At 64.7% G+C, this 21,506-nt stretch carries 24 protein-coding genes; 18 read left to right on the forward strand and 6 right to left on the reverse strand.

Going from position 1 to position 21,506, the window contains the following annotated elements; genetic code table 11:
- Nucleotides 1-149 precede the first annotated feature (149 nt).
- The 7 genes from ACODSP_RS03855 to ACODSP_RS03885 all read left to right on the forward strand — a co-directional run bounded on the left by ACODSP_RS03855 (nt 150) and on the right by ACODSP_RS03885 (nt 5,772).
- Nucleotides 150-971 carry a S49 family peptidase gene (locus ACODSP_RS03855; protein WP_488964307.1) on the forward strand — a complete coding sequence of 274 codons (822 nt, stop codon included), beginning with the start codon at nt 150-152 and terminating at the stop codon, nt 969-971.
- Between the two features lie 114 nt (nt 972-1,085).
- Nucleotides 1,086-1,388, forward strand: a complete 303-nt coding sequence (locus tag ACODSP_RS03860) for a hypothetical protein (RefSeq protein ID WP_488964308.1) — start codon at nt 1,086-1,088, stop codon at nt 1,386-1,388.
- Nucleotides 1,389-1,767: 379 nt separating this feature from the next.
- Nucleotides 1,768-3,012, forward strand: a complete 1,245-nt coding sequence (locus ACODSP_RS03865) for a threonine ammonia-lyase (protein ID WP_488964309.1) — start codon at nt 1,768-1,770, stop codon at nt 3,010-3,012.
- Nucleotides 3,013-3,488: 476 nt separating this feature from the next.
- Nucleotides 3,489-4,424 (forward strand): CsgG/HfaB family protein, encoded by a 936-nt coding sequence (locus ACODSP_RS03870; protein ID WP_488964310.1) that lies wholly within the window; start codon nt 3,489-3,491, stop codon nt 4,422-4,424.
- Nucleotides 4,425-4,434: 10 nt separating this feature from the next.
- Nucleotides 4,435-4,734, forward strand: a complete 300-nt coding sequence (locus ACODSP_RS03875; RefSeq protein ID WP_488964311.1) for a hypothetical protein — start codon at nt 4,435-4,437, stop codon at nt 4,732-4,734.
- Nucleotides 4,735-4,736: 2 nt separating this feature from the next.
- Complete coding sequence (locus ACODSP_RS03880; protein WP_488964312.1) at nt 4,737-5,102, forward strand: DUF4810 domain-containing protein; 366 nt, start codon at nt 4,737-4,739, stop codon at nt 5,100-5,102.
- Nucleotides 5,103-5,112: 10 nt separating this feature from the next.
- On the forward strand, nt 5,113-5,772 hold the full coding sequence (locus tag ACODSP_RS03885; protein WP_488964313.1) for a DUF799 domain-containing protein: 660 nt from the start codon (nt 5,113-5,115) through the stop codon (nt 5,770-5,772).
- A gap of 207 nt (nt 5,773-5,979) precedes the next feature.
- Here the strand turns inward: ACODSP_RS03885 and ACODSP_RS03890 are convergent, their stop codons facing one another.
- Nucleotides 5,980-6,375, reverse strand: coding sequence for a dihydroneopterin aldolase (locus tag ACODSP_RS03890; RefSeq protein ID WP_488964314.1), 396 nt, complete (start codon nt 6,373-6,375; stop codon nt 5,980-5,982).
- Between the two features lie 176 nt (nt 6,376-6,551).
- Here ACODSP_RS03890 and ACODSP_RS03895 point away from each other — a divergent pair, with 176 nt between their 5' ends.
- Nucleotides 6,552-7,079, forward strand: a complete 528-nt coding sequence (locus ACODSP_RS03895; protein ID WP_488964315.1) for a hypothetical protein — start codon at nt 6,552-6,554, stop codon at nt 7,077-7,079.
- Between the two features lie 98 nt (nt 7,080-7,177).
- Here ACODSP_RS03895 and ACODSP_RS03900 read toward each other — a convergent pair whose 3' ends face one another.
- Nucleotides 7,178-8,407 carry a DUF2336 domain-containing protein gene (locus tag ACODSP_RS03900; RefSeq protein WP_488964316.1) on the reverse strand — a complete coding sequence of 410 codons (1,230 nt, stop codon included), beginning with the start codon at nt 8,405-8,407 and terminating at the stop codon, nt 7,178-7,180.
- 180 nt (nt 8,408-8,587) lie between these two features.
- On the opposite strand from ACODSP_RS03900, the gene ACODSP_RS03905 reads away from it, so the two are divergent.
- Nucleotides 8,588-9,373: a substrate-binding periplasmic protein gene (locus tag ACODSP_RS03905; protein WP_488964317.1), complete on the forward strand. Its 786-nt coding sequence runs from the start codon at nt 8,588-8,590 to the stop codon at nt 9,371-9,373.
- Nucleotides 9,374-9,375: 2 nt separating this feature from the next.
- On the opposite strand, the gene ACODSP_RS03910 is transcribed toward ACODSP_RS03905, so the two are convergent.
- Nucleotides 9,376-10,164 (reverse strand): substrate-binding periplasmic protein, encoded by a 789-nt coding sequence (locus ACODSP_RS03910; protein ID WP_488964318.1) that lies wholly within the window; start codon nt 10,162-10,164, stop codon nt 9,376-9,378.
- A 160-nt stretch (nt 10,165-10,324) separates the two neighbouring features.
- Between ACODSP_RS03910 and zapE the strand changes: the two genes are divergently transcribed.
- Both zapE and ACODSP_RS03920 read left to right on the forward strand, forming a co-directional pair.
- Nucleotides 10,325-11,440 carry a cell division protein ZapE gene (gene zapE / locus ACODSP_RS03915; RefSeq protein ID WP_488964319.1) on the forward strand — a complete coding sequence of 372 codons (1,116 nt, stop codon included), beginning with the start codon at nt 10,325-10,327 and terminating at the stop codon, nt 11,438-11,440.
- A gap of 98 nt (nt 11,441-11,538) precedes the next feature.
- Nucleotides 11,539-11,745: a ribbon-helix-helix domain-containing protein gene (locus tag ACODSP_RS03920; protein ID WP_488964320.1), complete on the forward strand. Its 207-nt coding sequence runs from the start codon at nt 11,539-11,541 to the stop codon at nt 11,743-11,745.
- 110 nt (nt 11,746-11,855) lie between these two features.
- Here the strand turns inward: ACODSP_RS03920 and ACODSP_RS03925 are convergent, their stop codons facing one another.
- Nucleotides 11,856-12,122 carry a hypothetical protein gene (locus tag ACODSP_RS03925; RefSeq protein WP_488964321.1) on the reverse strand — a complete coding sequence of 89 codons (267 nt, stop codon included), beginning with the start codon at nt 12,120-12,122 and terminating at the stop codon, nt 11,856-11,858.
- Nucleotides 12,123-12,131: 9 nt separating this feature from the next.
- Nucleotides 12,132-12,320, reverse strand: a complete 189-nt coding sequence (locus tag ACODSP_RS03930) for a DUF1192 domain-containing protein (protein WP_488964322.1) — start codon at nt 12,318-12,320, stop codon at nt 12,132-12,134.
- A 234-nt stretch (nt 12,321-12,554) separates the two neighbouring features.
- On the opposite strand from ACODSP_RS03930, the gene ACODSP_RS03935 reads away from it, so the two are divergent.
- The 6 genes from ACODSP_RS03935 (at nt 12,555) to ACODSP_RS03960 (ending at nt 18,942) form a co-directional block, all read left to right on the forward strand.
- Nucleotides 12,555-13,553, forward strand: a complete 999-nt coding sequence (locus ACODSP_RS03935; RefSeq protein ID WP_488964323.1) for an NAD(P)H-quinone oxidoreductase — start codon at nt 12,555-12,557, stop codon at nt 13,551-13,553.
- Between the two features lie 188 nt (nt 13,554-13,741).
- Complete coding sequence (locus ACODSP_RS03940; RefSeq protein WP_488964324.1) at nt 13,742-14,332, forward strand: DUF1013 domain-containing protein; 591 nt, start codon at nt 13,742-13,744, stop codon at nt 14,330-14,332.
- Nucleotides 14,333-14,656: 324 nt separating this feature from the next.
- Nucleotides 14,657-15,664 (forward strand): TIGR00266 family protein, encoded by a 1,008-nt coding sequence (locus tag ACODSP_RS03945; RefSeq protein WP_488964325.1) that lies wholly within the window; start codon nt 14,657-14,659, stop codon nt 15,662-15,664.
- Between the two features lie 186 nt (nt 15,665-15,850).
- Nucleotides 15,851-16,900 (forward strand): hypothetical protein, encoded by a 1,050-nt coding sequence (locus ACODSP_RS03950; RefSeq protein ID WP_488964326.1) that lies wholly within the window; start codon nt 15,851-15,853, stop codon nt 16,898-16,900.
- Between the two features lie 346 nt (nt 16,901-17,246).
- Entirely contained in the window at nt 17,247-18,299 is a 1,053-nt protein-coding gene (ubiA, locus tag ACODSP_RS03955) for a 4-hydroxybenzoate octaprenyltransferase (RefSeq protein ID WP_488964327.1), read from the forward strand.
- Nucleotides 18,274-18,942, forward strand: coding sequence for a class I SAM-dependent methyltransferase (locus ACODSP_RS03960; protein ID WP_488964328.1), 669 nt, complete (start codon nt 18,274-18,276; stop codon nt 18,940-18,942). The genes ubiA and ACODSP_RS03960 overlap by 26 nt, the downstream gene beginning before the upstream one ends.
- Here the strand turns inward: ACODSP_RS03960 and ACODSP_RS03965 are convergent.
- The gene (locus tag ACODSP_RS03965; protein WP_488964329.1) at nt 18,939-19,808 is read right to left on the reverse strand and encodes a LysR substrate-binding domain-containing protein; all 870 of its coding nucleotides are present in this window, start codon (nt 19,806-19,808) and stop codon (nt 18,939-18,941) included. The two genes, ACODSP_RS03960 and ACODSP_RS03965, sit on opposite strands and share 4 nt — an antisense overlap.
- 180 nt (nt 19,809-19,988) lie before the next feature.
- Between ACODSP_RS03965 and ACODSP_RS03970 the strand changes: the two genes are divergently transcribed.
- Nucleotides 19,989-21,500, forward strand: coding sequence for a UbiD family decarboxylase (locus tag ACODSP_RS03970; protein ID WP_488964330.1), 1,512 nt, complete (start codon nt 19,989-19,991; stop codon nt 21,498-21,500).
- Nucleotides 21,501-21,506: the final 6 nt, after the last annotated feature.

A 21,506-nucleotide genomic window follows, 5' to 3' on the forward strand; every position in this document is an offset into this window, starting at 1 on the left:
CTCGAACCTTCGTCATAAGTGACAGGGTGCCCCGCGACCGGGGCGCGGTCAAACCTTCTCCGCGCTCTTTCGTATGGAACGGGGCTACCGTTGCGCGCATGCCACCCTCATCTCTTCACCATCACCTTCGCTTTGGAAAGCCATCGCCCATGATCCGCCGCCTCAGAAAGCTTGCCGGCCTCTCCCTGTCGCCGCTTGTCACTGTGCTGCGCCTGTCGGGCGCCATTGGCATGGGGCGGCGGGGCCTGTCGCTGGAGGGGTTGGCCGATGATATCGACCGGGCCTTCGCCCCGAACGGGCTGGCGGCGGTGGCGCTCGCCATCAACTCTCCCGGTGGCTCTCCGGTGCAATCGGCCCTGATCGGGCGCCGAATCCGGGCATTGGCGGCGGAAAAGAATGTGCCCGTCCTGGCCTTTGTGGAGGATGTGGCCGCGTCCGGCGGCTATTGGCTGGCCTGTGCGGCGGATGAGATCACGGCGGATGCCTGTTCCATCGTCGGCTCCATCGGCGTTGTCTCTGCCGGCTTCGGCTTCACGGGCCTGATCGACCGGCTGGGCGTGGACCGCCGCGTCCATACCGCCGGCACGGCCAAGGCCATGCTGGACCCGTTCCAGCCGGAAAAGGCCGAGGATGTGGCCCATCTGAAATCCATCCAGGCGGAAATGCATGAGACGTTCAAGGCCTGGATCCGCGACCGCCGCGGGTCGCGGCTGAAGGCGGCGGAGGATGACCTGTTCACGGGCGCCTTCTGGACCGGGGCCAGGGCGCTGGAGCTTGGCCTGATCGACCGCACCGGCGACATGCGCGCCACCTTGCGCGAACGGTTTGGGGAGAAGGTGGATATCCGCCTGATCAACCCGCCGCGCCGGGCCGGTCTTGGCCGCTTCATCGGGCTGCATGCGCGGTCGCTGGCCGATGGGGTGGCGGATGCGGCATCCGAACGCGCCGCCTTCGCGCGCTTTGGGCTCTGATACCAGTCTGCTGAGGGTTTACCCTCGGCAGACTGGAGGCTGGCGACGGCCAGCCCGGCGCTCGTGCGCCGTAGCCAAGGCGGCGGATGCCGCCGCCCGGCGACTGAGATTTATATGATTTCACTTGCTCCCGTTTCCGGCTTCCCACACTTTGCAGCCATGCTGTCCTTGTCCAAGATCATCACCCTGGTGGGCCTTCTGGCCATCGTCTGGTTCGCATTCCGCCTGCTGGGCAAGGTCCAGCGGGAACGGCAGGCGGCCCTGCGCCGCAATGGCGGCGACCGGGCAAAGACGCCGCGCGGCACTGACCGCAAGACGCCGTCGACCGATACGCAGGAAATGGCCAAATGCACGGTCTGCGGCGTCTATGTGGCCGCAGGAACCGCGCGCTGCGGCACCCCCGGCTGCCCGCGCTGAGTCAGAGTGCATTTCTTTTGACGGGAAGCGCGTTTTATTCGTCATCCCGGCGAAAGCCGGGACCCAGCGTAAGCAGCGATAGCTGCGACATGACTCATATCGGCGCTGGCCGCGCCTCACGCTGGGTCCCGGCTTGTCACCGGGATGACGCAACGTAAAGCCGATCCAACCGTTGCCTTAGTTGCCGCCGCACCGGCTTTCCCGTCAAACGTGACCCGGTCTACCAGCGCTGTGAAAAATCGTCTCGTCAGCAACGATGGGGCGTGAGACTCAAGAAAGCGTGAGAAGTGCGCGGACCTGAACGCGCACCCACCGGCCCCGCCCGCCCTGTCGCGGTGGGTGGGATGCCGTGTCCTTGCGTCCAAGGAGACCGCAATCCATGACCGCCGCGTCCACCGCCCCCCTTTCCGTGACTTTGGCCGATGTGAAGGAGGCCGCGAAGGCCCTGTCCGGCCACATCATGGACACGCCCTGCGTCCCGTCGCGCACCCTGTCGCAACTGACCGGGGCCGAGGTTTGGGTGAAGTTCGAGAATTTGCAGTTCACCGCCGCCTTCAAGGAACGCGGCGCCCTGAACAAGCTGCGCAAGCTGACGGAGGAGGAGCGGCGGCGCGGCGTCATCGCCATGTCGGCCGGCAATCACGCCCAGGGTGTGGCCTATCATGCCGGCCGTCTGGGCATTCCCGCCACCATCGTCATGCCCGAAGGCACACCCTTCACCAAGGTGGAACGGACCGAGGAACATGGCGCCCGCGTCGTGCTGAAAGGCACGGTCCTGGCCGAAGCGGCGGCAGAGGCGGAACGCCTGTCGCAGGAGGAGGGGCTGGTCTTCGTCCATCCCTATGACGATCCCGACGTGATCGCGGGCCAGGGCACCATCGGTTTGGAAATGCTGGACGCCGTCCCGCATCTGGACACGCTGGTGGTCCCCGTCGGCGGCGGCGGCCTGATCAGCGGCATTGCGGTCGCGGCCAAGGCCCTGAACCCCGCCATCCGCATCATCGGGGTGGAGGTGGAAGCCTATCCGGCCATGGCCCAGGCCCTGAAGGGCGAGCCGATCGAGGTGGGCGGCGACACCATCGCCGAAGGCATCGCGGTGAAGAATGTTGGCGCCCTGACCCTGGATATCTGCCGCGCCCTGGTGGATCAGGTGGTCCTGGTCCCCGATGTCGCGGTGGAAGAGGCGGTGGCCCTGTTCCTCAACATCGAAAAGACCGTGGCCGAAGGGGCCGGTGCGGCGGGTCTGGCGGCCCTGCTCACCCATCCCCACCTGTTCCAGGGATCGAAGGTCGGGCTGGTCCTGTGTGGCGGCAATATCGACAGCCGCCTGCTGGCCCAGGTGATCATGCGTCAGTTGGTGCGTGAAAGCCGCCTGATCGCGGTCCGCATCGCCATCCCCGACCGTCCGGGCGCCCTGTCCCGCATCACCGGTCTGGTGGGCGAAGCCGGCGGCAACATCATCGAGGCCTCGCACCAGCGCCTGTTCACCACCACGACGGTGAAGGCCACCGACATCGACCTGACCATCGAATGCCGGTCCAAACGCCACGCCCAACGCGTGGTCGAAACCCTGCGTACCACGGGCGGCCTGACGGTACAGGTGCTGGCGGGTGGGGTGGAGTAGGGTTGATCTGTTGGAGCGGACTTCTTTTGACTGGAAACGCGTTTTCTTCGTCATCCCGGCGACAAGCCGGGACCCAGCGTGAGGCGCGGTTAGCGCCGATATGACTCATGTCGCGGCAGATGCCGCTTTACGTTGGGTCCCGGCTTTCACCAGGATGACGATAGGGGGTGCTTCCAGTCAACGTAAACCCGATCTAGAAAGTGTGCTTCCGGTTGTCGGAGGTGCGCTTTCAGCACACATACATCCGCAATCGAGCTTTTTCTCAAATGAAGCGGGGTGTTATTGTTTGTTTATATTTTTGATTTTGGGATTTTTCATTTAAACTTGTCAATATTAATATATTCAATATTATGTAAAATCGGCATTCTTGTATAATTTGCGGTTTGATAACCTTGTCCACATCATTTGTGGGGGAGGTCGTTTTGAGGGATTGTTCTATTCAAGGGTTGTCGCGAAGTGCGGCATCGATATCATTGGTGGCGGCGGTTGCCCTGCTGGCTGGCTGTGCAACGCCGGCCAAGCCGCCGGCTGTTGTGCAGGCACCGCAACAGGTTGCTCAGGCCCAACAGGCGGCACAGCAGGCACCGCCGGCGGTGAAGGCGTTGAAGCGCAAGATCGCCATTGGGCGCTTCACCAACGAAACCCGCTATGGCAAGGCGCTGCTGACGGCGGATCAGATCGATCCGCTGGGCCGGCAGACCTCTGACATGTTGTCCGCGCGTCTGGTCGATTCCGGCAAGTTCGTGGTGCTGGAACGCTCTGACCTCGACATTATCAAGGGCGAGCAGAAGCTGGGCGGCGGGGCCGGCAACATCGTCGGCGCGGATGTTCTGATCATCGGTTCCCTGACGGAATTTGGCCGCCAGACCGAGGGGCAGTCCGGCTTCCTCAGCAACACCAAGAAGCAGGTTGCGCGCGCCAAGGTCGAAGTGCGCGTCGTCGATGTGCGTACGGGCGTGGCCTTTTTCACCACTTCCGGCGTGGGTGAGGCTGCGGTGGAAAACGGCACTGTCATGGGGTTCGGCAGTCAGGCCGCCTATGATGCGACCTTGAATGACAAGGCAATCGGCGCCGCCATTTCCGACATGATGAACGGTCTGGTGACCAAGCTGGAATCCCGCCCCTGGCGTGCGGATGTCCTGAAGGTTGACGGCGCTCGTGTCTTCATCAGCGGTGGTGCCCGTCAGGGTGTCAAGGCGGGTGACCGTCTGGCCGTGTTGAAGCCCGGTGAACGGGTGAAAAGCCCGCAGACGGGCTTTGAGATTGAGCTGCCGCCCACCAAGCTGGTGGATATCGAGGTGGAATCCACCTTCGGCGACAGTGAAGTGAATGAAGGGGCCGTGGCCCGCGTTCTCTCCGGTTCGCTGGCCGCCGCTGGTCAGGCCGCTCTCATCGTCGGCGAAAGCCAGTAGGAGATTTAAGATGAAGCGGACAATATTCGCGCTCTTCACTCTTGTACTTGCCGGATGTTCCTATCCGGATTCGAGTGTCCGTACCGTTGATTCGCGTCCGGCCATCGCCATCGCCAACGCCTCTCCCACGGCTGTGCTGTTGGTGAATGGCGTGCAGATCGGCCCCGCCGCCGCCTATGACGGGATCAAGGCCAAGCTTCAGCTGGATCGTGGCACCCACAAGGTGACTATCCAGGATATGGGGCGCGTCGTTTACGAAACCACGGTCTATCTCGGTGACGAGGTGACCAAGACCATCACGGTGCCCTGACCATGAAGAACAGAATGTTGCTGGCCGCGGCGATGGTCGCGGCCCTGGCGGGTTGCGCCCAGCCGCCGACCGGCAAGTACATGTGGGGCAACTATGCCCTGACCCTCTACGACTATCAGCAGGATGCCACCAAGCTGGCGCAGTATCAGGAAGAACTGGAACGGCTGGCGGTCACCGATCCCAAGACGCAGAAGATCGCCCCTGGCGTCTTCGCCGAATTGGGGTATGTGCGGCTGGCCAAGGGGGATGTCCCCGGCGCTGTCGCCATGTTTGAACGGGAGAAGACGGCTTGGCCGGAATCGGCCGTCTTCATGGACAAGGCCATCACGGCTGCCCGCAATGGCAATGCCGCCCCCAAGACCAGTTGAGGATAGACCGATGCGGATGATCAAACTCCTCTCGGCGGGCCTGCTGCTTCTGGGCCTGTCCGCCTGTGCAACGCCGGAAATCCCCAAGAAGGATTTCAGCGCGTTCCGTGACCAGCACCCACGCTCCATCGTCGTCGTGCCCGTGGTCAACAAAAGCACGCAGGTCGATGCGGCTGACAATTTCCTGGTCACCCTGCCGGGTGCCTTGGCGGAAAAGGGCTATTACGTCTTCCCCGTCCATATGGTGAAGCGGTTCATGGAGGATGAGGGGCTGGCCGATGCCAATCTTGTCCATTCCGCCGATCCGGCGCGGGTTGCCAATCTGTTCGGCGCCGATGCGGTGATGTTCGTGTCGCTGGAGAAGTGGGATTCGGCCTACGCCGTCCTCGCCACCACCACGACCGTCTCCCTGTCCTATGTGCTCAAGCATGGCAAGACCGGCAACACGATCTGGACGGATGAGGTCACCCTGGCTTATTCCCCGCAGGCACAGAACAGCGGTGGCAACCTGTTGGCCGGCCTGATTGCCCAAGCCATTGTCGCAGCAGTGGAGCGGGCGAAGCCAAGCTATCTCCCCCTCGCCAATCAGGCCAACAGCATGGCCCTGTACGCACCGGGTCATGGCATGCCGACGGGTCCCTACGACGCCAATCACGGCAAGGATTATTGATCTAGAGCTGTTTTCGGTTGACCGCAAACAGCTCCGGCGGCGACCGCCGCCGCGCGGCACGTGCCGCGTAAGCCAAGCTGCGGATGCAGCGCTGGCGATTGAGGAAACGAAAAGCTAGAGCGTGATTCCGGTCAACGGAAACACGCTCTAGCCACCTGATCGACAGCAGACGCCGCGCTCATATACTGGGCGCGGCGTTTTGCTTTTTCACGCCGCCCGCACGATCTCCACGCCCACCGCTTCGCATTCCGCAAACGCGTCCAGCTTCTCCAGACGGATCAGGGCCATGGCGGCGCGTCCGTCGCACAGCAGGGCAGTGGCCAGCCGTTCGGCCAGGCATTCCAGCAGGTTGGTATGGCCCTCGGTGACAATCTGGCTGGCCGTGGCCACCAGATCGGCATGGGTCCAGGGCTGATCGGTGTCCGCCGTCAGCGCCAGTTCCAGGTTCAGGCGCAGGCGCTGCGGTTTTACATATTCATAGTCATAGATGCCGATCAGCGTCGTCACCACCAGATCGCGCACGACCAGCACTACCTGTCCCGTATCACGCGGCGGCGCGTCGGGCAGGATGTGGGGAAGGGGGCGGGCCAGGGGCTGCATCATGCCTGCTGCTCTACCATCGGGCCGGGGCGGGGACAAGCGACGGGGATGCGGGGGCTGCCCCTCCGCTTTCGGCAGGGGCGGCCTTTTGATGCCATCCTTAAGGCATGGTGGTGCTGCTTGCCTTCCACGGATAGAGTGCGCGACATTATATAAGATTGAGGCACACGGGGATATTCATGCGTTACGAACAGGATGCGGCACAGCGGGCGACGGTATTGCGGCATCTGTCGCAGTCGCTGGCCGGTGCCGTCAGCCTGTTTGAAAAGCAGGAAAGCGTGAAGCTGGCGACATTTCCCGATTTCAAGAAGGCGCGCGCCCGCTATCTTGAAATCCAGGCCCTGATCTTCACCATCACCGACAAGGCCGAAGAAGCCCCCAATCGGGGGGTGCCCGCCGATCTGCGCGGCTGGTTGATCCGCATGCGCCTGCGCTCCATTACCAGCTTTACGCGCATGAGCCTGGCTTTCTTCCGTGATCCGCCCGAACTGCTGATCCATGCGCTTGGCGCCTACGATATTCTGGAGGCGGAGCGTGAAAGCCTGCAAAGCCTGCTGAATGATTTCGACATGATGCTGATGGAAGCAGCGCTCGACGACAAGACCTCCATGGAACTGGACAAGGTCCGCACGCAGATGGAGGAAATCGTCAGCCTGCTGGTCAAGCACCTGAAAGGCGCCCCGGCAGCCTTGCGCACGTTTGAGTAATGGCGCGGTTATACCGTAGCGCGGATTAGCGAAGCGTAATCCGCGGGCCAACGCTGACGGGCTTTCCGCGGATTACGCTTGGCTAATCCGCGCTACACTCATTCCACCCCGAACAGCCCCAGCTGCCAGCGCATCTCCGCCTCATTCATCGGGTAATCCACCCCATGCCGGGCATTCAGCAGCTTGGGCGGCGGCAGGCCGGACTTGAGCTGCAACAGCCGGGCGCAGCGCATGGACAGCCCCGCGCGCCAGGCGAGCGCGGTGATGGCCCTGGCGCTCTGCGTGTCTATGATCCGCTGCACCAGTTCCGCCGGGAGATCGGCGCGCAGGGCCAGGGCCTCGCGCACGAACGGCTTGTCGCCCCAGGATAGGGCATCCCAGACGGACGCCTCGTCCAGCTTGCCCTCGGCCTTCAGGCGGGCGGCCTTGGCGTCGGGCGGCTCCCGCTTCACGTAATCGCGGGCCCAGTCCAGGCGGCGCTGGGTAACCTCCACCACCTCCTGCCGTTCCTGCCGGTCGAACCCCTGGCCCGCCAGTTCGCCCTTGATACTGTCCTCGACAATCCGGGCCAGCTTGCCCAGCAGCGATGGCGGCAGCAGCGGCTTGGCCGTGCTCTTGGTCATGTCCATGGCGGACAGCGGCTTTTCCACCAGCCGCGACATGGCCCGGTCAGACAGGGCGGCACCGGGATTGGCCAGAAGGCTGGCGGTGGCCACCGGGTCGCCCGTCGCCGCCACTGCCTCTGCCACGGGGGCGGAGACATGGTCGCGCCGGGCGATGGCTTCCAGAACCCAGGGCACGGGCTGGGCCGCGATGATGGACACCAGCTCCTCATCCCCCAGGTTGACGCAGCCGCGCAGGATCGGTTCCGCCACCTCCCGCGCCACGTCGCGGGCAAGGCCGGCGATCAGGCCGGGCGGGGCGGACGCGACATCGCGCAGGGCGCCGGCCAGGGCGGCGCGCACCCGCACCACCTGATCGGCGGCCAGCATGGTCAGGGCATGGTGGGCCAGGTCGCGGATGGCGGCATGTTCGGCTCCTGTCAGGTGCGGCAAGGCCCGCGCCAGCTTGCGCGACAGCAGCACGCGGACTTCCGTATCCAGATCACGCGCCAGCCTGGGGGCCGCCTGTACCGGCGTTTCGGTGCGAAAGGCGACGGCGCGGCGGACCAGCGGGTCATCATCATCGGCCAGATAATAGAGCAGTTCCGGCGGCGTATCGGATTGCAGCGCCAGTTCGGCGCGCTGAGCCGGGGCGCCGATACGCGCCAGTTCCTTGGCCCGCTCATAGGCTTCAACCGGCAGCGCTTTGTCGGGCCGGTCGGTCATCAGGGATGGGGGCGGGGCATGAGGGTGGTCAGCATGTCGCCACGATCCTCTATCCGTGCGCTGGTTTCAACTCACTTGCGGACGGGACCCGCGCGAAAAGCCGCAACATTCTTTTGGTACTCTTCTTTTGACGTGCAGAGCGCGCTTTGTATGAGCTTCGGTTGAGCGAGGGAAATGGCGATGCGTGTATTCCTGACAATGATGCTGCTCCTGCTGCCTGCGCTGATGTCCGGCCCGGCTGCCGATGCCGGGGAGCCGGTGCGCCTGCGTGCGGATGCATGGTGTCCCTATAACTGTGAGCCCGCAGCGGAAAAGCCCGGCTATATGGTGGAGATCATGCGTGTCGTTTTTGCTGATCAGGGCGTAAATTACCAGTTGATGCCCTGGTCACGGGCAGTGGAAGAGGCGCGGGCACGGCGGATTGACGCTGTGGCCGGCGCCACGGCTGCCGATGGTGAGGGGCTTGTCTTTGGCAGGGAGAGTGTCGGTGTCACCACCAACGTGGTCATCACCCGCCGTGGCGAAAAATGGCGCTATGAAGGTTTAAAGAGCCTGGAAGGTAAAAGGCTGGCTGTTGTGAAGGATTACTCATACGGCGATGTCATCGACACCTATGTCCAAGCACATGTTGGCGATACCGACAGGCTGGAACTGGCGTCGGGCGACAATGTGACGGACCAGAATCTTAAGAAGCTGCTCGCTGGCCGCGTCGATGCTGTCATCGAGGACATGAATGTCACCGAATTCACGCTGGCGGCCCAGGCCATGGATGGGTTGGTTGAGATGCAGGCCATCGATACCGGTACCCCGCTCTACATCGCCTTTGCACCCGGCCCGGACGGCGCCGAGAAAGCAGCGAAACTCGATGCGGGAATCGCCGCCTTGCGGCGTTCAGGGGATCTGGCGCGCATGCTGGGGCGGTACGGTCTCGGCGACTGGGCACCGGTCATGGCTAATGCCCGCTAAGGTCAACTGCCGTAATTGCTGATGATGCGGGTAATGGTGCCATCGGCCTCCATCCCCATGATCACGGCATTGAAGCGGGTGATGACGGCGGGATCGATATTGGCCGCCTGGCTGAACAGGGCGAAGGCCTTGTGTTCATTGACAAACATCGGATGGACATCGATATCGTCCGCCAGACCCAGCTGCGTGGCGCGGTTCAGCGCGATGCGATAGCCATCAATGAACCCGTCGATGCGGTCGCGCATCAGCATGGCCATGGCGCTCTCCCCGTTCTGGACCGGGATGATATTGTCGGCCAGGGCGCCGCTGCGCGTCAGATCCTCGAATTCCTGGCTGTACCGGGACCCCGACACGACACCCAGCCGGAACGGGCTGGCCGCCAGGGCCGTCAGGTTCTGATAGGGGAATTTCGCGGCATAGCCCTTGCGCACGATCAGGACATTGCGCCCCTCGCGGATGGGCTGGGAGAAGATGCCGAACGCCTCCCGCTCCACGGTGCGGCCCACGCCCACCACCGCATCGGCCTTGCCCTCCTGCACCAGCAGCAAGGCGCGCGGGCGCGGTGCGAATTCCCAGTCGATGGCGCACGGCATACGCCGGCTGGCCTCGGTCACCAGCTCGATATCGATGCCCGATGGCTTTCCATCCGCGCCCACCGTCTGATAGGGCGGCAGCTCCGTCCACACGATACGCAGATGGCACGCCGTGTCTGCGCTGGCCGCCGGCAAGGCGACCAGAAACACGAAAAGGGCCGCGATGGCGGCCAGCGTGGGGCGGATGGACATATTCATGGCTGCAAATATTTCACACGAATTTGTTTAAAATGTAACGACCAATTTCGGCATACCCGATGATGCCACAGGGCAGGGTCGTCCATGCCGCGCTTGCGAAGGGGCCGGGCGGGCTTTACCTGTTGGCGTGCAAATCCTTGACCTTGCTCATGAACACGCCATGACCGACGGCCCCCTTTCCGTCTACCGCGCCCGTCGCGGCACCGGCACGCTGAAGGCCGATCCGGCCCAGGAACTGGCGGCGGAGAAGCTGGAAAGCCTGTGGCACGCCCTGAAGGGCTATCGGCCCGCGACCGGCCAGACCGGCTGGCGCGCCCGCCTGGGCCTGACGCGCCGTCCCGATCCCGCCCCGCAGGGCCTCTACATTTATGGCGATGTCGGGCGCGGCAAATCCATGCTGATGGACCTGTTCTTCGAAACCGCCCCGGTTGAGGAGAAGGTGCGGGTGCATTTCCACGCCTTCATGCTGCGCGTCCATGAACGGCTGCACGCCATCCGCGGCGAAGGTCGCGCCAAGGGTGACGAGGTGGTGGAGGTCGCCAAGGAGATCGCCGCTGAAGGCTGGCTGCTCTGCTTTGACGAATTCCATGTCACCGACATTACCAACGCCATGATCCTGGGCCGGCTGTTCACGGCCCTGTTCGATCTGGGCGTGGTTGTGGTGGCGACCAGCAACTGGCCGCCCGATGACCTGTACAAGGATGGCCTGAACCGGCAGCTGTTCCTGCCCTTCATCGCTCTGTTGAAGGACCGGCTGGACGTGCTGCATCTGGCCTCGGCGCGGGATTACCGTCTGGCCCGGCTGATGGGGGCCAAGGTCTATCACTATCCCCTGACCGCCGGCACGGCAGCGGCGATGGCCCAGACCTTCGCTGACCTGACCGACGCTGCCACTCCCGCCGCCACCCATCTGACGGTCCAGGGCCGCCGCGTGGATGTGCCGCGCTGTGCCAAGGGCGTGGCCTGGTTCACCTTCGATGAACTCTGCGCGCGGCCGCTGGGTGCGGGCGATTACCTCGCCATCGCCACCCATTACCACACCGTCTTGATCGATCACGTGCCCCGCCTGCCGGAGGCGCTGCGCAATGAGGCCAAGCGCTTCATGACCCTGATCGACGCGCTGTATGAGCATAAGGTCAACACCATCATCGCCGCCGAGGTGGCCCCCGAACGCATCTATGCCGAAGGCACCCACGCCTTCGAATTCCAGCGCACCATCAGCCGCCTGATGGAAATGCAGAGCCAGGAATACCTCGCGCGCGAGCATCTGACGTGACCGGGCACAGCCCAGGCCGGCGACCGCCGGCCCGCCGCTCGTGCGGCGTAAGCCAAAGGCGCGGATGCGCCCGCCCGGCGCTTGAGGGAGCGTGAAATATGACCACCATCCGCAAACGCTCCGTCATGGTCGCCGGCCACCCCACCAGCGTCACGCTGGAAGAACCCTTCTGGGACGCGCTGAAGGAACTGGCGGCGGCGGAAGGCATCTCCGTCAACGCCCTTATCGAACGCATCGACGCCACCCGCACCGGCAACCTGTCCAGCGCCTTGCGGGTCCATGTCCTGGCAGCGTTTCGCAGGTAGAACGGGTTTACATTGACTGGAAGCACCCCTCATCGTCATCCCCGCGAAAGCGGGGACCCAGCGAGAGCAGCGATAGCTGCGACATGACTCATATCGGCGCTGACCGCGCCTTACGCTGGGTCCCGGCTTCCGCCGGGGTGACGGAGAAAATACGATTTCGGAGTGCTTATGCTGGCCGCCGGTTCTTCATGAATGGTGCGCAGCAACTCCATCCGGCGCGGGGTCAGGACTGTCGCCGCTTCCTGCAATGTGCCAAAGCTGAGATGGCGTTCATGGACCGTGTCGCCGGTCGCGGCCCGGTTCCAGGCGGCGATGAAGCGGTCGCCCATGGCAGCCAAGCTGGCGCTGTCCCCGATATGAACCTTCAGATCGCTCATTCCACCGCCCTACTTCTTGAAAAACGCCTGTGCCGCCGCCGCGACCTCCTGCTTGTCCTTGATGGCGGCTTTCACCCGCACGATCTCCGCCTCCAGCGCCAGGATATAGTCCTCCAGGTCGCCGACCGACAGGCTGGCCAGTTCCACGGGCTTGGACACTTTCTTGGTGGGCAGCAACTCATCCAGGTCGAAAGCCATCGGTTCCATCCCTATCTTTAGGGCGGTTTTCCTTTGACTGGAAAACCGCACCGGCGGCGACTGTCGCCGCGCCGCTCGTGCGGCGAAAGCCAAGCTGCGGATGCAGCGCCGGCGACTGAGGACTACGAACTGCTAGAGCGTGTTTCCGGTCAACGGAAATACGCTCTAGTCTTGGCCCCATTCTGCGGTATCACGCGATTGGCCGCCACCCCGAAGCATGAAGGAACCGCCCCGATGACCACCCTGCCCACAAGCATGCGCGCCATAGAGATCTCGCAGCCCGGTGGGCCGGAGGTCCTGGTGCCCACCACGCGTCCTGTCCCGGTCCCGGCGGCAGGCGAGGTGCTGATCAAGGTGGCTGTCGCCGGCGTCAACCGGCCCGATGTGGTGCAGCGTCAGGGCTTGTATCCCCCGCCGCCCGGTGCATCGGACCTGCCGGGCCTGGAAGTGTCCGGCACCATCGCGGCCCTGGGCGATGGCGTCACGGGTTGGCAGGTGGGCGACAAGGTCTGCGCGCTCTTGGGCGGCGGTGGCTATGCCGAATATGCCACGGCCCCGGCGGGACAGGTGCTGCCCGTGCCCGAGGGCCTGGACATGGTGCAGGCCGCCGCCTTGCCGGAAACCGTCTTCACCGTCTGGACCAACGTGGTCGAACGCGCCGGCCTGATCGCGGGTGAGAGCTTCCTGGTGCATGGCGGCACGTCGGGGATCGGCACCATCGCCATCCAGGTTGCCAAGGCCCTGGGCGCCACCGTCTTCGCCACCGCCGGCGGGGCCGACAAGGTGGAGGCCTGCCGCGCCCTGGGGGCCGATCACGCCATCGACTACAAGGCCCAGGATTTCGTTTCGGTGGTGAAAGAAGCCACAGGCGGCAAGGGCGTCAATGTCGTGCTGGACATGGTGGGCGGCGATTATCTGCCCCGCAATATCGACTGTCTGGCCTTGGAGGGCCGCCATGTCTCCATCGCCTTCCTGCGCGGGCCGAAGGCGGAGGTGAACCTGGCGCCGATCATGATGAAGCGCCTTACCCTGACCGGTTCCACCCTGCGCGCCCGTACAACCGCACAGAAGGCGGCCTTGGCGGCGACCGTCCGGGCAAAGGTCTGGCCCCTGGTCACGGGGGGGCAAGTGCGGCCCGTGATTGCCCAGACCTTTCCGCTGGACGGTGCGGCGGGCGCCCACCGCCTCATGGAAAGCTCCACCCATATCGGTAAGATCATGCTGGTTCTGTAATCCCGTTACACCATTCCCCTAAAAAATCCCGTGGCTTGTCCCGTCTCGGAACGCTATAGGTGAACGGGTCGTTGACTTGTCCGTCCGGTTGGCTGCGCGGGGCCCCTCCCGCGCGCGACGGGCGGCTTTTGCGTTAACGGATTGATTTTCTGCTGGCCGGGTGCCGGCGAAGCGTTTGAGGAGGAAGCATGGCACAGCCCCTGATGCCGAAGGCCACCGCCGTTTGGCTGGTCGAGAACACCAGTCTCACCTTCGAGCAGGTTGCGGAATTCTGCGGCATGCATGAGCTTGAAGTGCAGGCCATCGCCGATGGCGAAGTGGCGGTGGGCATGGTTGGCCGCGACCCTGTGGCCGGCGGCGAACTGACGGCGGAAGAGATTGCCCGCGTCGAAGCCAACCCCAACCTGAAGCTGCGCATGCGCGTGCAGGACCTGCCGCAGCCGGTGGCCCGCTCCAAGGGCCCACGCTACACCCCGGTGACCAAGCGCGGCGACAAGCCCGACGCCATCGCCCACCTGCTGAAGGCCCATCCGGAACTGTCGGATGCGCAGATCTGCAAGCTGATCGGCACCACCAAGCCGACCATCGCCGCCGTGCGCGACAAGACCCACTGGAACGCCGCCAACATCAAGGCGCGCAACCCGGTCCTGCTGGGCCTGTGCAGCCAGCGTGAGTTGGACGCTTCCCTGGAACGCGCCCGCCGTGGCCGTCCGGAACCGGAAACGCCCGATATGGACGCGGTGGATGAGGATATGGATGCGGCTGACGCCGAGGATTAAGGTCTCTCAGCGTCAACATCAAAGCTCTCTCCCCCGTCATCCCGGCGAAAGCCGGGACCCAGGGGCCACAGGAGCAAAGCTTGACGCTGCCTTGATAGACGCAACCGATAGGTTGGGCGCTTGGCTCCTGGGTCCCGGCTTGTCGCCGGGATGACGAGATGGGGTAAAGCCACAGAAGCCTGACCGGCTTCAATCGGCACCTTTGGCATATTTGAAATTGGCCGGCTCGCCACGCGCAGCCGGCCTTTTTCTTGTCCGCCTTCATCCCGATATGCATGATGACGCGCCGCACCGGCGGCGCGGCAAACGGGGGGATGACACATCATGACGCAATGGTTCTTCCACGATGATGACGACCGGGTCGGCCCGCTGGACGGGCAGGCGGCGCTGGATTATGTGCGCGACCACCCGGATGCCTTCTGCTGGCGCAATGGCATGGCCGAATGGCTGCCCGTGCGCGCCGTGGCCGAACTGACGCCACAGGACAGCCCCTGGGGCAGCGCCGGTGCTCCCCCACCCCCACCGCGTGGCGGGGGCCGCTACTCGCGCGCCGACCAGATTGATTTCAAGATCCACGGTCAGGAGATGCAGTTCGTGGAGGTCGAGCTGGACCCCGGCGAAAGTGCGATCGCCGAGGCCGGGGCCATGGTCTACAAGGACCAGACCGTTGAAATGAACACCATCTTCGGCGATGGCAACGAATCGGCTGGTTTCCTGGACAAGCTGATCGGGGCCGGCAAGCGGGTGCTGACCGGCGAAAGCCTGTTCACCACCGTCTTTACCCAACAGGGGCGCGGCAAGGCCCGTGTCGCCTTCGCGGCCCCGTTTCCCGGCACCATCCTGCCGCTCAACCTTGCCGATCTCGGCGGTGGCCTGATCTGTCAGAAGGACAGTTTCCTGGCGGCGGCCAAGGGCGTGTCCATCGGCATCCATTTTCAGCGCCGCATCCTGACGGGCCTGTTCGGTGGTGAAGGCTTCATCATGCAGCGCCTGACGGGCGATGGCTGGGTCTTCGCCCATGTCGGCGGCACCGTCATGGAACGGCAACTGGCACCGGGGGAGGTGCTACATGTCGATACCGGCTGTGTGGCCGCCTTCACCCCCGATATCGATTTCGATCTGGTGCAGGTCGGTGGCGTGAAATCCGTGCTGTTCGGCGGCGAGGGCCTGTTCTTCGCCACCCTGCGCGGCCCTGGCCGCGTCTGGATACAATCCTTGCCCTTCTCCCGTCTGGCCGGCCGTATGCTGTCCGCCGCCATGCCGGGTGCCGGCAAGGGCGAAGGCAGCGTGCTGGGTCCCCTGGGCGACATCGTCATGGGCGGCAAGCGGTAAGGCGGGCGCCTTCCCTTACCCCACCCTATCCTTCATCATCGCGCTCCCCTTCGTCATCCCGGCGGAAGCCGGGATGACGAAGGGGAGGGCAATTGAAGCAATGCGCTCCAAACGCTATTAATGGAATAAATTCCCAAAACCTGCTAGGATCATGGACCCATCCCTTGCCTTCGGGAGCGCTGGCCCATGTCCCTGTCCCATAACCCCTACGACACCGACCACCCCACCCTGACGCCGCAGGAACAGTCGGAGGCCTGGTGGCGCGGGTCCTCCGACCTTCATACCAAGCCCTTTACCGAGGATGTGGGCTTCGCCCCTGATGAGCATCTGACGGAGGGTTACGTGTCCCGCAAGGTGACGGATGTCGCCTGGGCCAAGATCGCCTTCCACATCGCGGCGGGCCGCAAGATCAAGGAGATCACGGCGGAATATGGCGTGTCGCGCACCACCATCTGGCGCGCCCTGCAGCGGTCCCACAATCTGCGCCGCCGCGTCGCCGAAGAACGCGCCCTGCTGCGGCGGGAGGCGGAAAGCCGCTTCGTCTCCCTGCGCACCCTGGTGGTTGACAGCCTCTACCATGCCGTGGCCAGCGGCGACATGCGCGCCACCCTGTGGGCCGCCGACCGTCTGGGCCTGGGCGGGGACCTGCTGCAACCGTCGGAAAAAAAGCCCAAGCCCGGCCACGCCCGCGTCCCCTCGGACTGGTTTTCCCCGGATGGTGCCGACGCCATCCGCCTGGACCCCCTGACCGCCCCCACCGCCGAAGCCCCCGACCTCGCCACCGACCTGCCCGACCTGTCGGCTCACACCGACCCACTCCCCTCGTCATCCCGGCGAACGCCGGGACCCAGGGGCCAAACGCCCGACCTCTCCACCACGCCGGTTCCCACCCAGGACGCCCCCGAAGACCCGATCCCCGAGCTGCCCCCACCCCCCGCCGACGTCATGGGCCAGTCGGGCGACTACCCGCCTGACTACCCCCCCGAACTCCGCTTCGCCCCGCCCAGACCGCCGGCCCGCGTCAAGGCCGCATCCCCGCCCATCCCGCGCAACCCGGCGCCACCCTTCAGCCCCGCCGCGCGCCGCCGCCGGTCGGCCCCACGCCTGCTGGTCCGGATTCTCTTTGAAACCCAAACCGTGCTGGACAACCTGCCCACCGCACCCGGCCTGACCAACATTGTTTGGCCCGAACGTCCCCGCTGGCTGACCTGGGCACCCAAGCCCGGCTTCCTGTGAAACCGGACCGATACCGATGGTCAAAACTCTTGACCGTCGGTACGGCGGCGACCGCCGCCGCGCGCCACGTGGCGCGTAGCCAAGCCCACGGATGTGGGCGCCGGCGATTGAGGGGCAAGAAAAGGAGGGTGCACAATGTTTCACAGGGTTAACGCCATGGCATAATCCATTGCCTGCGAAACGCGGGAACAGACAAGGGTGCGTCATGTTTCACAGGGCACCCTGTGCGCGCCGTCACGGAAACGGCGGCCGACCGATGCCATCCTGCCACGCGGGACCCGGAACCTGTGGCGGTGACAAACCGTCTCTTTGCGTCCGGCGGGGGAAAAGATAAGATGCGCGCATCATGACGCACGCCACCGACACGACCGCCGGGCATACCGACATACGGCCCGGCGATTGGATCGACCGCTACCTGCCGGTGGCGTGGCGCCCCTATGCGCGTCTGGCCCGGCTGGACCGGCCCATCGGCACCTGGCTGCTGCTGCTGCCCTGCTGGTGGTCCATCGCGCTGGCGGCGCCGGCGGGAGGCTGGCCCAATCTCTGGCTGATGTTCCTGTTCGGCGTCGGTGCCGTGGTCATGCGCGGGGCCGGCTGCACCATCAATGACATCCTGGACCGGCATCTGGATGCCCGGGTCGAACGCACCAAGGTCCGCCCCATCCCCTCGGGCCAGGTCACGGTGCGTCAGGCCATTGCCTTTCTGGTGGCGCAGTTGCTGGTGGGTCTGCTGATTCTGATGCAGTTGAACCTGTTCGCCATCGCCATGGGCGTTGCCTCGCTGCTGCTGGGCGGCACCTATCCCTTGATGAAGCGGATCACCTGGTGGCCGCAGGCTTTTCTGGGCCTGACCTTCAACTGGGGCGCCCTGATGGGCTGGGCGGCGGTGCGCGGTGATATCGGCTGGCCGGCGGTGCTGCTCTATGCCGGGGGCATCCTCTGGACGCTCGGCTATGACACGGTCTACGCCCATCAGGATCGGGAAGATGATGCCCATGTCGGGATCAAGTCCACGGCCCTGCTGTTCGGCAATGATTCGCGGCGCTGGGTGGGTGGTTTCTATGCTGGCGCCTTCATCCTCTGGCTGCTGGCGCTGGAACCGATGGGCATGTTCTGGGGCATCTTCGTGCCCCTGGCCGCCACCGGTGCCTTGATGGTCATGCAGGTGCGGGGCTGGGACATGAACGACCCCGCCGACAGTCTGGCCACCTTCAAGGCGGCGCGCTTCATCGGCATGGCTTTGCTGGTGGCCATCATTGTCGGCATTGCCAGTCTGCCGCCCGCCCCGCAGGGTGGTGGCGGCTTCGCACCGGGCGGCAATCGCGGCCTGCCCAAACCCTACATGCAGCAGCCGATGCTGCAGATGGCTGATCTTGTCACTGTCCCCAGCCTCCGCTGATCCCGCCGCCTTCATCCGCCTGCATACCGCCCCGGCCCCCGTGCCGCTCTGCCCCGACATCCGTCTCTGGCAGGCGACGGAAATCACGCCCATCTGGCACGCGACCGAGGATTGGTTGCAGAAAAATGGCGTCCCGCCGCCCTTCTGGGCCTTCCCCTGGGCGGGTGGGCAGGCGGTGGCGCGGCTGATCACCGATGATCCGTCGCTGGTGGCCGGAAAACGGGTGATGGATTTCGCCGCCGGATCGGGCCTGATCGCCATCGCCGCCATGAAGGCAGGTGCGGCATCGGTCACGGCGGTGGAGATTGACCCCTTCGCCATCACCGCCACCGGTCTGAATGCCGACCTGAATGGTGTCGCGATCACCGGCCTGACCCAGGACATTATCGGCCAGCCCCTGTCCGGCATCGATATCCTGCTGGCCGGCGATGTCTGTTATGAGCGGTCATTCGCCGAAGCCGCGCTGGCCTGGTTCCGCGATTTGGCCCGCGCCGGCATCACCGTCCTGGTCGGCGACCCTGGCCGCGCCTATCTGCCGTCGCAGGGGCTGGACAAAGTCGCCACCTTCAATGTGCCGACAACGCTGGAATTGGAGGATCGGGCCGTGCGGGTCACCGATGTCTGGCGGGTGCCCACCTGCTAACGCTGTTCCAGGGACCGCGCGATATGGTCCGCCAGCAGTTCCGTCGCCTTTGGTACGGTTCCGGTTGGCCGGTGAAGCGCGATCTCGACATCGCCGGGCGGGGGAAGCCCCAGGCCGGCATCCACCACCTGCAGGCCCGGCCCCAGCATGTCGCGCGACAAGATGGTGACCCCCAATCCGGCATTCACGGCGGCCTGAAGGCCGGCCAGACTGGCGCTGGTATAGACGATGCGCCAGGGCAGGCCGGCTTTCTCCAGCATCTCCAGCGCCCGATGGCGGTAAAAATCAGGGGCGGGTGCCAGGACCAGGGGCAGCGGTTGCCCCGCCAGATGCAGAAGCCGGGGCGATGCCACCCAGACCAGCGGTTCCCGCCAGACCCGCAGCCCGTCACCGCCCCCCTGCGCGTCCCGCTTGCACAGGACCAGATCCAGATCCCCCTGGGCAAAGCCATCCAGAAGGTTGGCCGTGAAATCGCATCGCACCTCCAGCGCCACCTGCGGATGGGCGCGTGCGAAGCGGAAAAGAATGTCGGACAGGTGGGCCGTGGCGAAATCTTCCGGTGTGCCCAGGCGTACATCGCCCTCCACCGCCGGCTCCATCAGGGCCGCGCAGGCCTCGCCCGCCAGGCTCAGCAGACGCCGCGCATAGATCAACAGCTGCTCGCCTTCCGGCGTCACCTCGAACGACCGTCCCTCCCGCTGGAAAAGGCGCCGGCCCAGACCTTCCTCCAGCCGCTTGATCTGCAGGCTGACGGTGGATTGTGTGCGGCCCAGCCGTTCGGCAGCGCGGGTAAAGCCGCCCGATTCCACAATGGTGATAAAGCTGCGCAGCAGGTCCAGGTCGAACGGGGGCAAGGGCGTGGGCATAGGCCTATCCATTCAGGAGACGGCAAATGATGAGATAAACTGGACCGCCGGCCCGAATGGTAAAGGGCAGGGCGATGACGACGTACTTTTCGGCCCGCGACGGGCTGCCCGCTTGACCAGACCGCTCCTGCCACCGATCTTACGCCGCGACCCGTTACCCGGAACCCCCGAAGGCCCATCATGCCCTATGCCTCACTGCGCGACTTCATGGCCCGCCTGGAAAAGGAAGGCCGCCTGGTCCGCGTGACGGAACCCGTCTCCACCGTTCTGGAAATGACGGAGATCCATACCCGCCTGCTGGCGGAGAAGGGGCCGGCTGTCCTGTTCGAAAATGTGATCCGGGAGGATGGGACGCGCAGCCCCATGCCCGTCCTGATCAACCTGTTCGGCACGGTGGAGCGCGTGGCCTGGGGCATGGACCGCGAACCGCATGAACTGCGTCAGGTGGGGGAAACGCTGGCCTTCCTGAAGCAGCCCGAACCGCCGCGCGGCCTGAAAGAAGCGTTTCAGCTTTTGCCGCTGGCCAAGCAGGTCATGGCCATGCGGCCCGGCACCGTTTCCAAGGCGCCCTGTCAGGAGGTGGTGCTGACAGGGGACGAGGTGGACTTGTCGCTGCTGCCCATTCAATCCTGCTGGCCGGGGGAGCCGGCCCCCTTGATCACCTGGCCCCTGATCGTCACCAAGGGCCCGTCTGACAGCCGGGAGGATAATTTCAATCTCGGCATTTACCGCATGCAGCGGCTGGGTCGGAACAAGACCATCATGCGCTGGCTGAAGCATCGCGGCGGCGCGCAGCATCATCAGCGCTGGAAGCAATCCGGCAAGCACGAGCCGCTGCCCGCCGCCGCCGTGCTGGGTGCCGATCCCGGCACCATCCTGGCCGCCGTCACGCCCGTGCCGGAGACATTGTCCGAATATCAGTTCGCGGGCCTGCTGCGTGGCAAGAAGGTGGACCTTGTCGATTGCAAGACGGTGCCGTTGAAGGTGCCGGCCACGGCGGAAATCGTGCTGGAGGGCTATGTCAGCCTGGATGAGTATGCCGATGAGGGGCCGTATGGCGACCATACCGGCTATTATAACTCGGTCGAGCCGTTTCCCGTCTTCACGGTCACTGCCATGACCATGCGTCGCGACCCGATCTACCTCTCCACCTTCACGGGTCGCCCACCGGATGAGCCCAGCGTGCTGGGCGAAGGCCTGAACGAAGTGTTCATCCCGCTATTGCAGCAGCAATTCCCCGAGATCGTGGATTTCTGGCTGCCGCCGGAGGGCTGTTCCTACCGGATCGCGGTTGTCTCCATGAAGAAGGCCTATCCCGGTCACGCCAAGCGCGTGATGATGGGCGTCTGGTCCTTCCTGCGCCAGTTCATGTACACGAAATGGGTCATCGTCGTGGATGATGACATCAATGCGCGTGACTGGAAGGATGTGATGTGGGCCATCAGCACCCGCATGGACCCCGTCCGCGATATCACCATGATCGAGGGTACGCCCATCGACTATCTGGATTTCGCCAGCCCGGAATCGGGCCTGGGCGGCAAGGTCGGGATGGATGCCACCAACAAGCTTCCGCCGGAGACCCACCGCGAATGGGGGGAAAAGCTGTTCATGGAAAAAGGTGTGGTGGACAAGGTCACGGACATGTGGGACCGCTTGGGCCTGCCCGGTTCAGGCAAGCCGATCTGGCGGTAATGCAGC

This window comes from Niveispirillum sp. FG156 (assembly GCF_057809555.1).

Bases quoted from the DNA above. Each gene is read 5' to 3' on its own strand.
- ACODSP_RS03855 (WP_488964307.1), top strand. From the start codon at position 150: ATGATCCGCCGCCTCAGAAAGCTTGCCGGCCTCTCCCTGTCGCCGCTT.
- ACODSP_RS03860 (WP_488964308.1), top strand. From the start codon at position 1,086: ATGATTTCACTTGCTCCCGTTTCCGGCTTCCCACACTTTGCAGCCATG.
- ACODSP_RS03865 (WP_488964309.1), top strand. From the start codon at position 1,768: ATGACCGCCGCGTCCACCGCCCCCCTTTCCGTGACTTTGGCCGATGTG.
- ACODSP_RS03875 (WP_488964311.1), top strand. From the start codon at position 4,435: ATGAAGCGGACAATATTCGCGCTCTTCACTCTTGTACTTGCCGGATGT.
- ACODSP_RS03880 (WP_488964312.1), top strand. From the start codon at position 4,737: ATGAAGAACAGAATGTTGCTGGCCGCGGCGATGGTCGCGGCCCTGGCG.
- ACODSP_RS03885 (WP_488964313.1), top strand. From the start codon at position 5,113: ATGCGGATGATCAAACTCCTCTCGGCGGGCCTGCTGCTTCTGGGCCTG.
- ACODSP_RS03890 (WP_488964314.1), bottom strand. From the start codon at position 6,375: ATGATGCAGCCCCTGGCCCGCCCCCTTCCCCACATCCTGCCCGACGCG.
- ACODSP_RS03895 (WP_488964315.1), top strand. From the start codon at position 6,552: ATGCGTTACGAACAGGATGCGGCACAGCGGGCGACGGTATTGCGGCAT.
- ACODSP_RS03900 (WP_488964316.1), bottom strand. From the start codon at position 8,407: ATGACCGACCGGCCCGACAAAGCGCTGCCGGTTGAAGCCTATGAGCGG.
- ACODSP_RS03905 (WP_488964317.1), top strand. From the start codon at position 8,588: ATGCGTGTATTCCTGACAATGATGCTGCTCCTGCTGCCTGCGCTGATG.
- ACODSP_RS03910 (WP_488964318.1), bottom strand. From the start codon at position 10,164: ATGAATATGTCCATCCGCCCCACGCTGGCCGCCATCGCGGCCCTTTTC.
- zapE (WP_488964319.1), top strand. From the start codon at position 10,325: ATGACCGACGGCCCCCTTTCCGTCTACCGCGCCCGTCGCGGCACCGGC.
- ACODSP_RS03920 (WP_488964320.1), top strand. From the start codon at position 11,539: ATGACCACCATCCGCAAACGCTCCGTCATGGTCGCCGGCCACCCCACC.
- ACODSP_RS03925 (WP_488964321.1), bottom strand. From the start codon at position 12,122: ATGAGCGATCTGAAGGTTCATATCGGGGACAGCGCCAGCTTGGCTGCC.
- ACODSP_RS03930 (WP_488964322.1), bottom strand. From the start codon at position 12,320: ATGGCTTTCGACCTGGATGAGTTGCTGCCCACCAAGAAAGTGTCCAAG.
- ACODSP_RS03935 (WP_488964323.1), top strand. From the start codon at position 12,555: ATGACCACCCTGCCCACAAGCATGCGCGCCATAGAGATCTCGCAGCCC.
- ACODSP_RS03940 (WP_488964324.1), top strand. From the start codon at position 13,742: ATGGCACAGCCCCTGATGCCGAAGGCCACCGCCGTTTGGCTGGTCGAG.
- ACODSP_RS03945 (WP_488964325.1), top strand. From the start codon at position 14,657: ATGACGCAATGGTTCTTCCACGATGATGACGACCGGGTCGGCCCGCTG.
- ACODSP_RS03950 (WP_488964326.1), top strand. From the start codon at position 15,851: ATGTCCCTGTCCCATAACCCCTACGACACCGACCACCCCACCCTGACG.
- ubiA (WP_488964327.1), top strand. From the start codon at position 17,247: ATGACGCACGCCACCGACACGACCGCCGGGCATACCGACATACGGCCC.
- ACODSP_RS03965 (WP_488964329.1), bottom strand. From the start codon at position 19,808: ATGCCCACGCCCTTGCCCCCGTTCGACCTGGACCTGCTGCGCAGCTTT.
- ACODSP_RS03970 (WP_488964330.1), top strand. From the start codon at position 19,989: ATGCCCTATGCCTCACTGCGCGACTTCATGGCCCGCCTGGAAAAGGAA.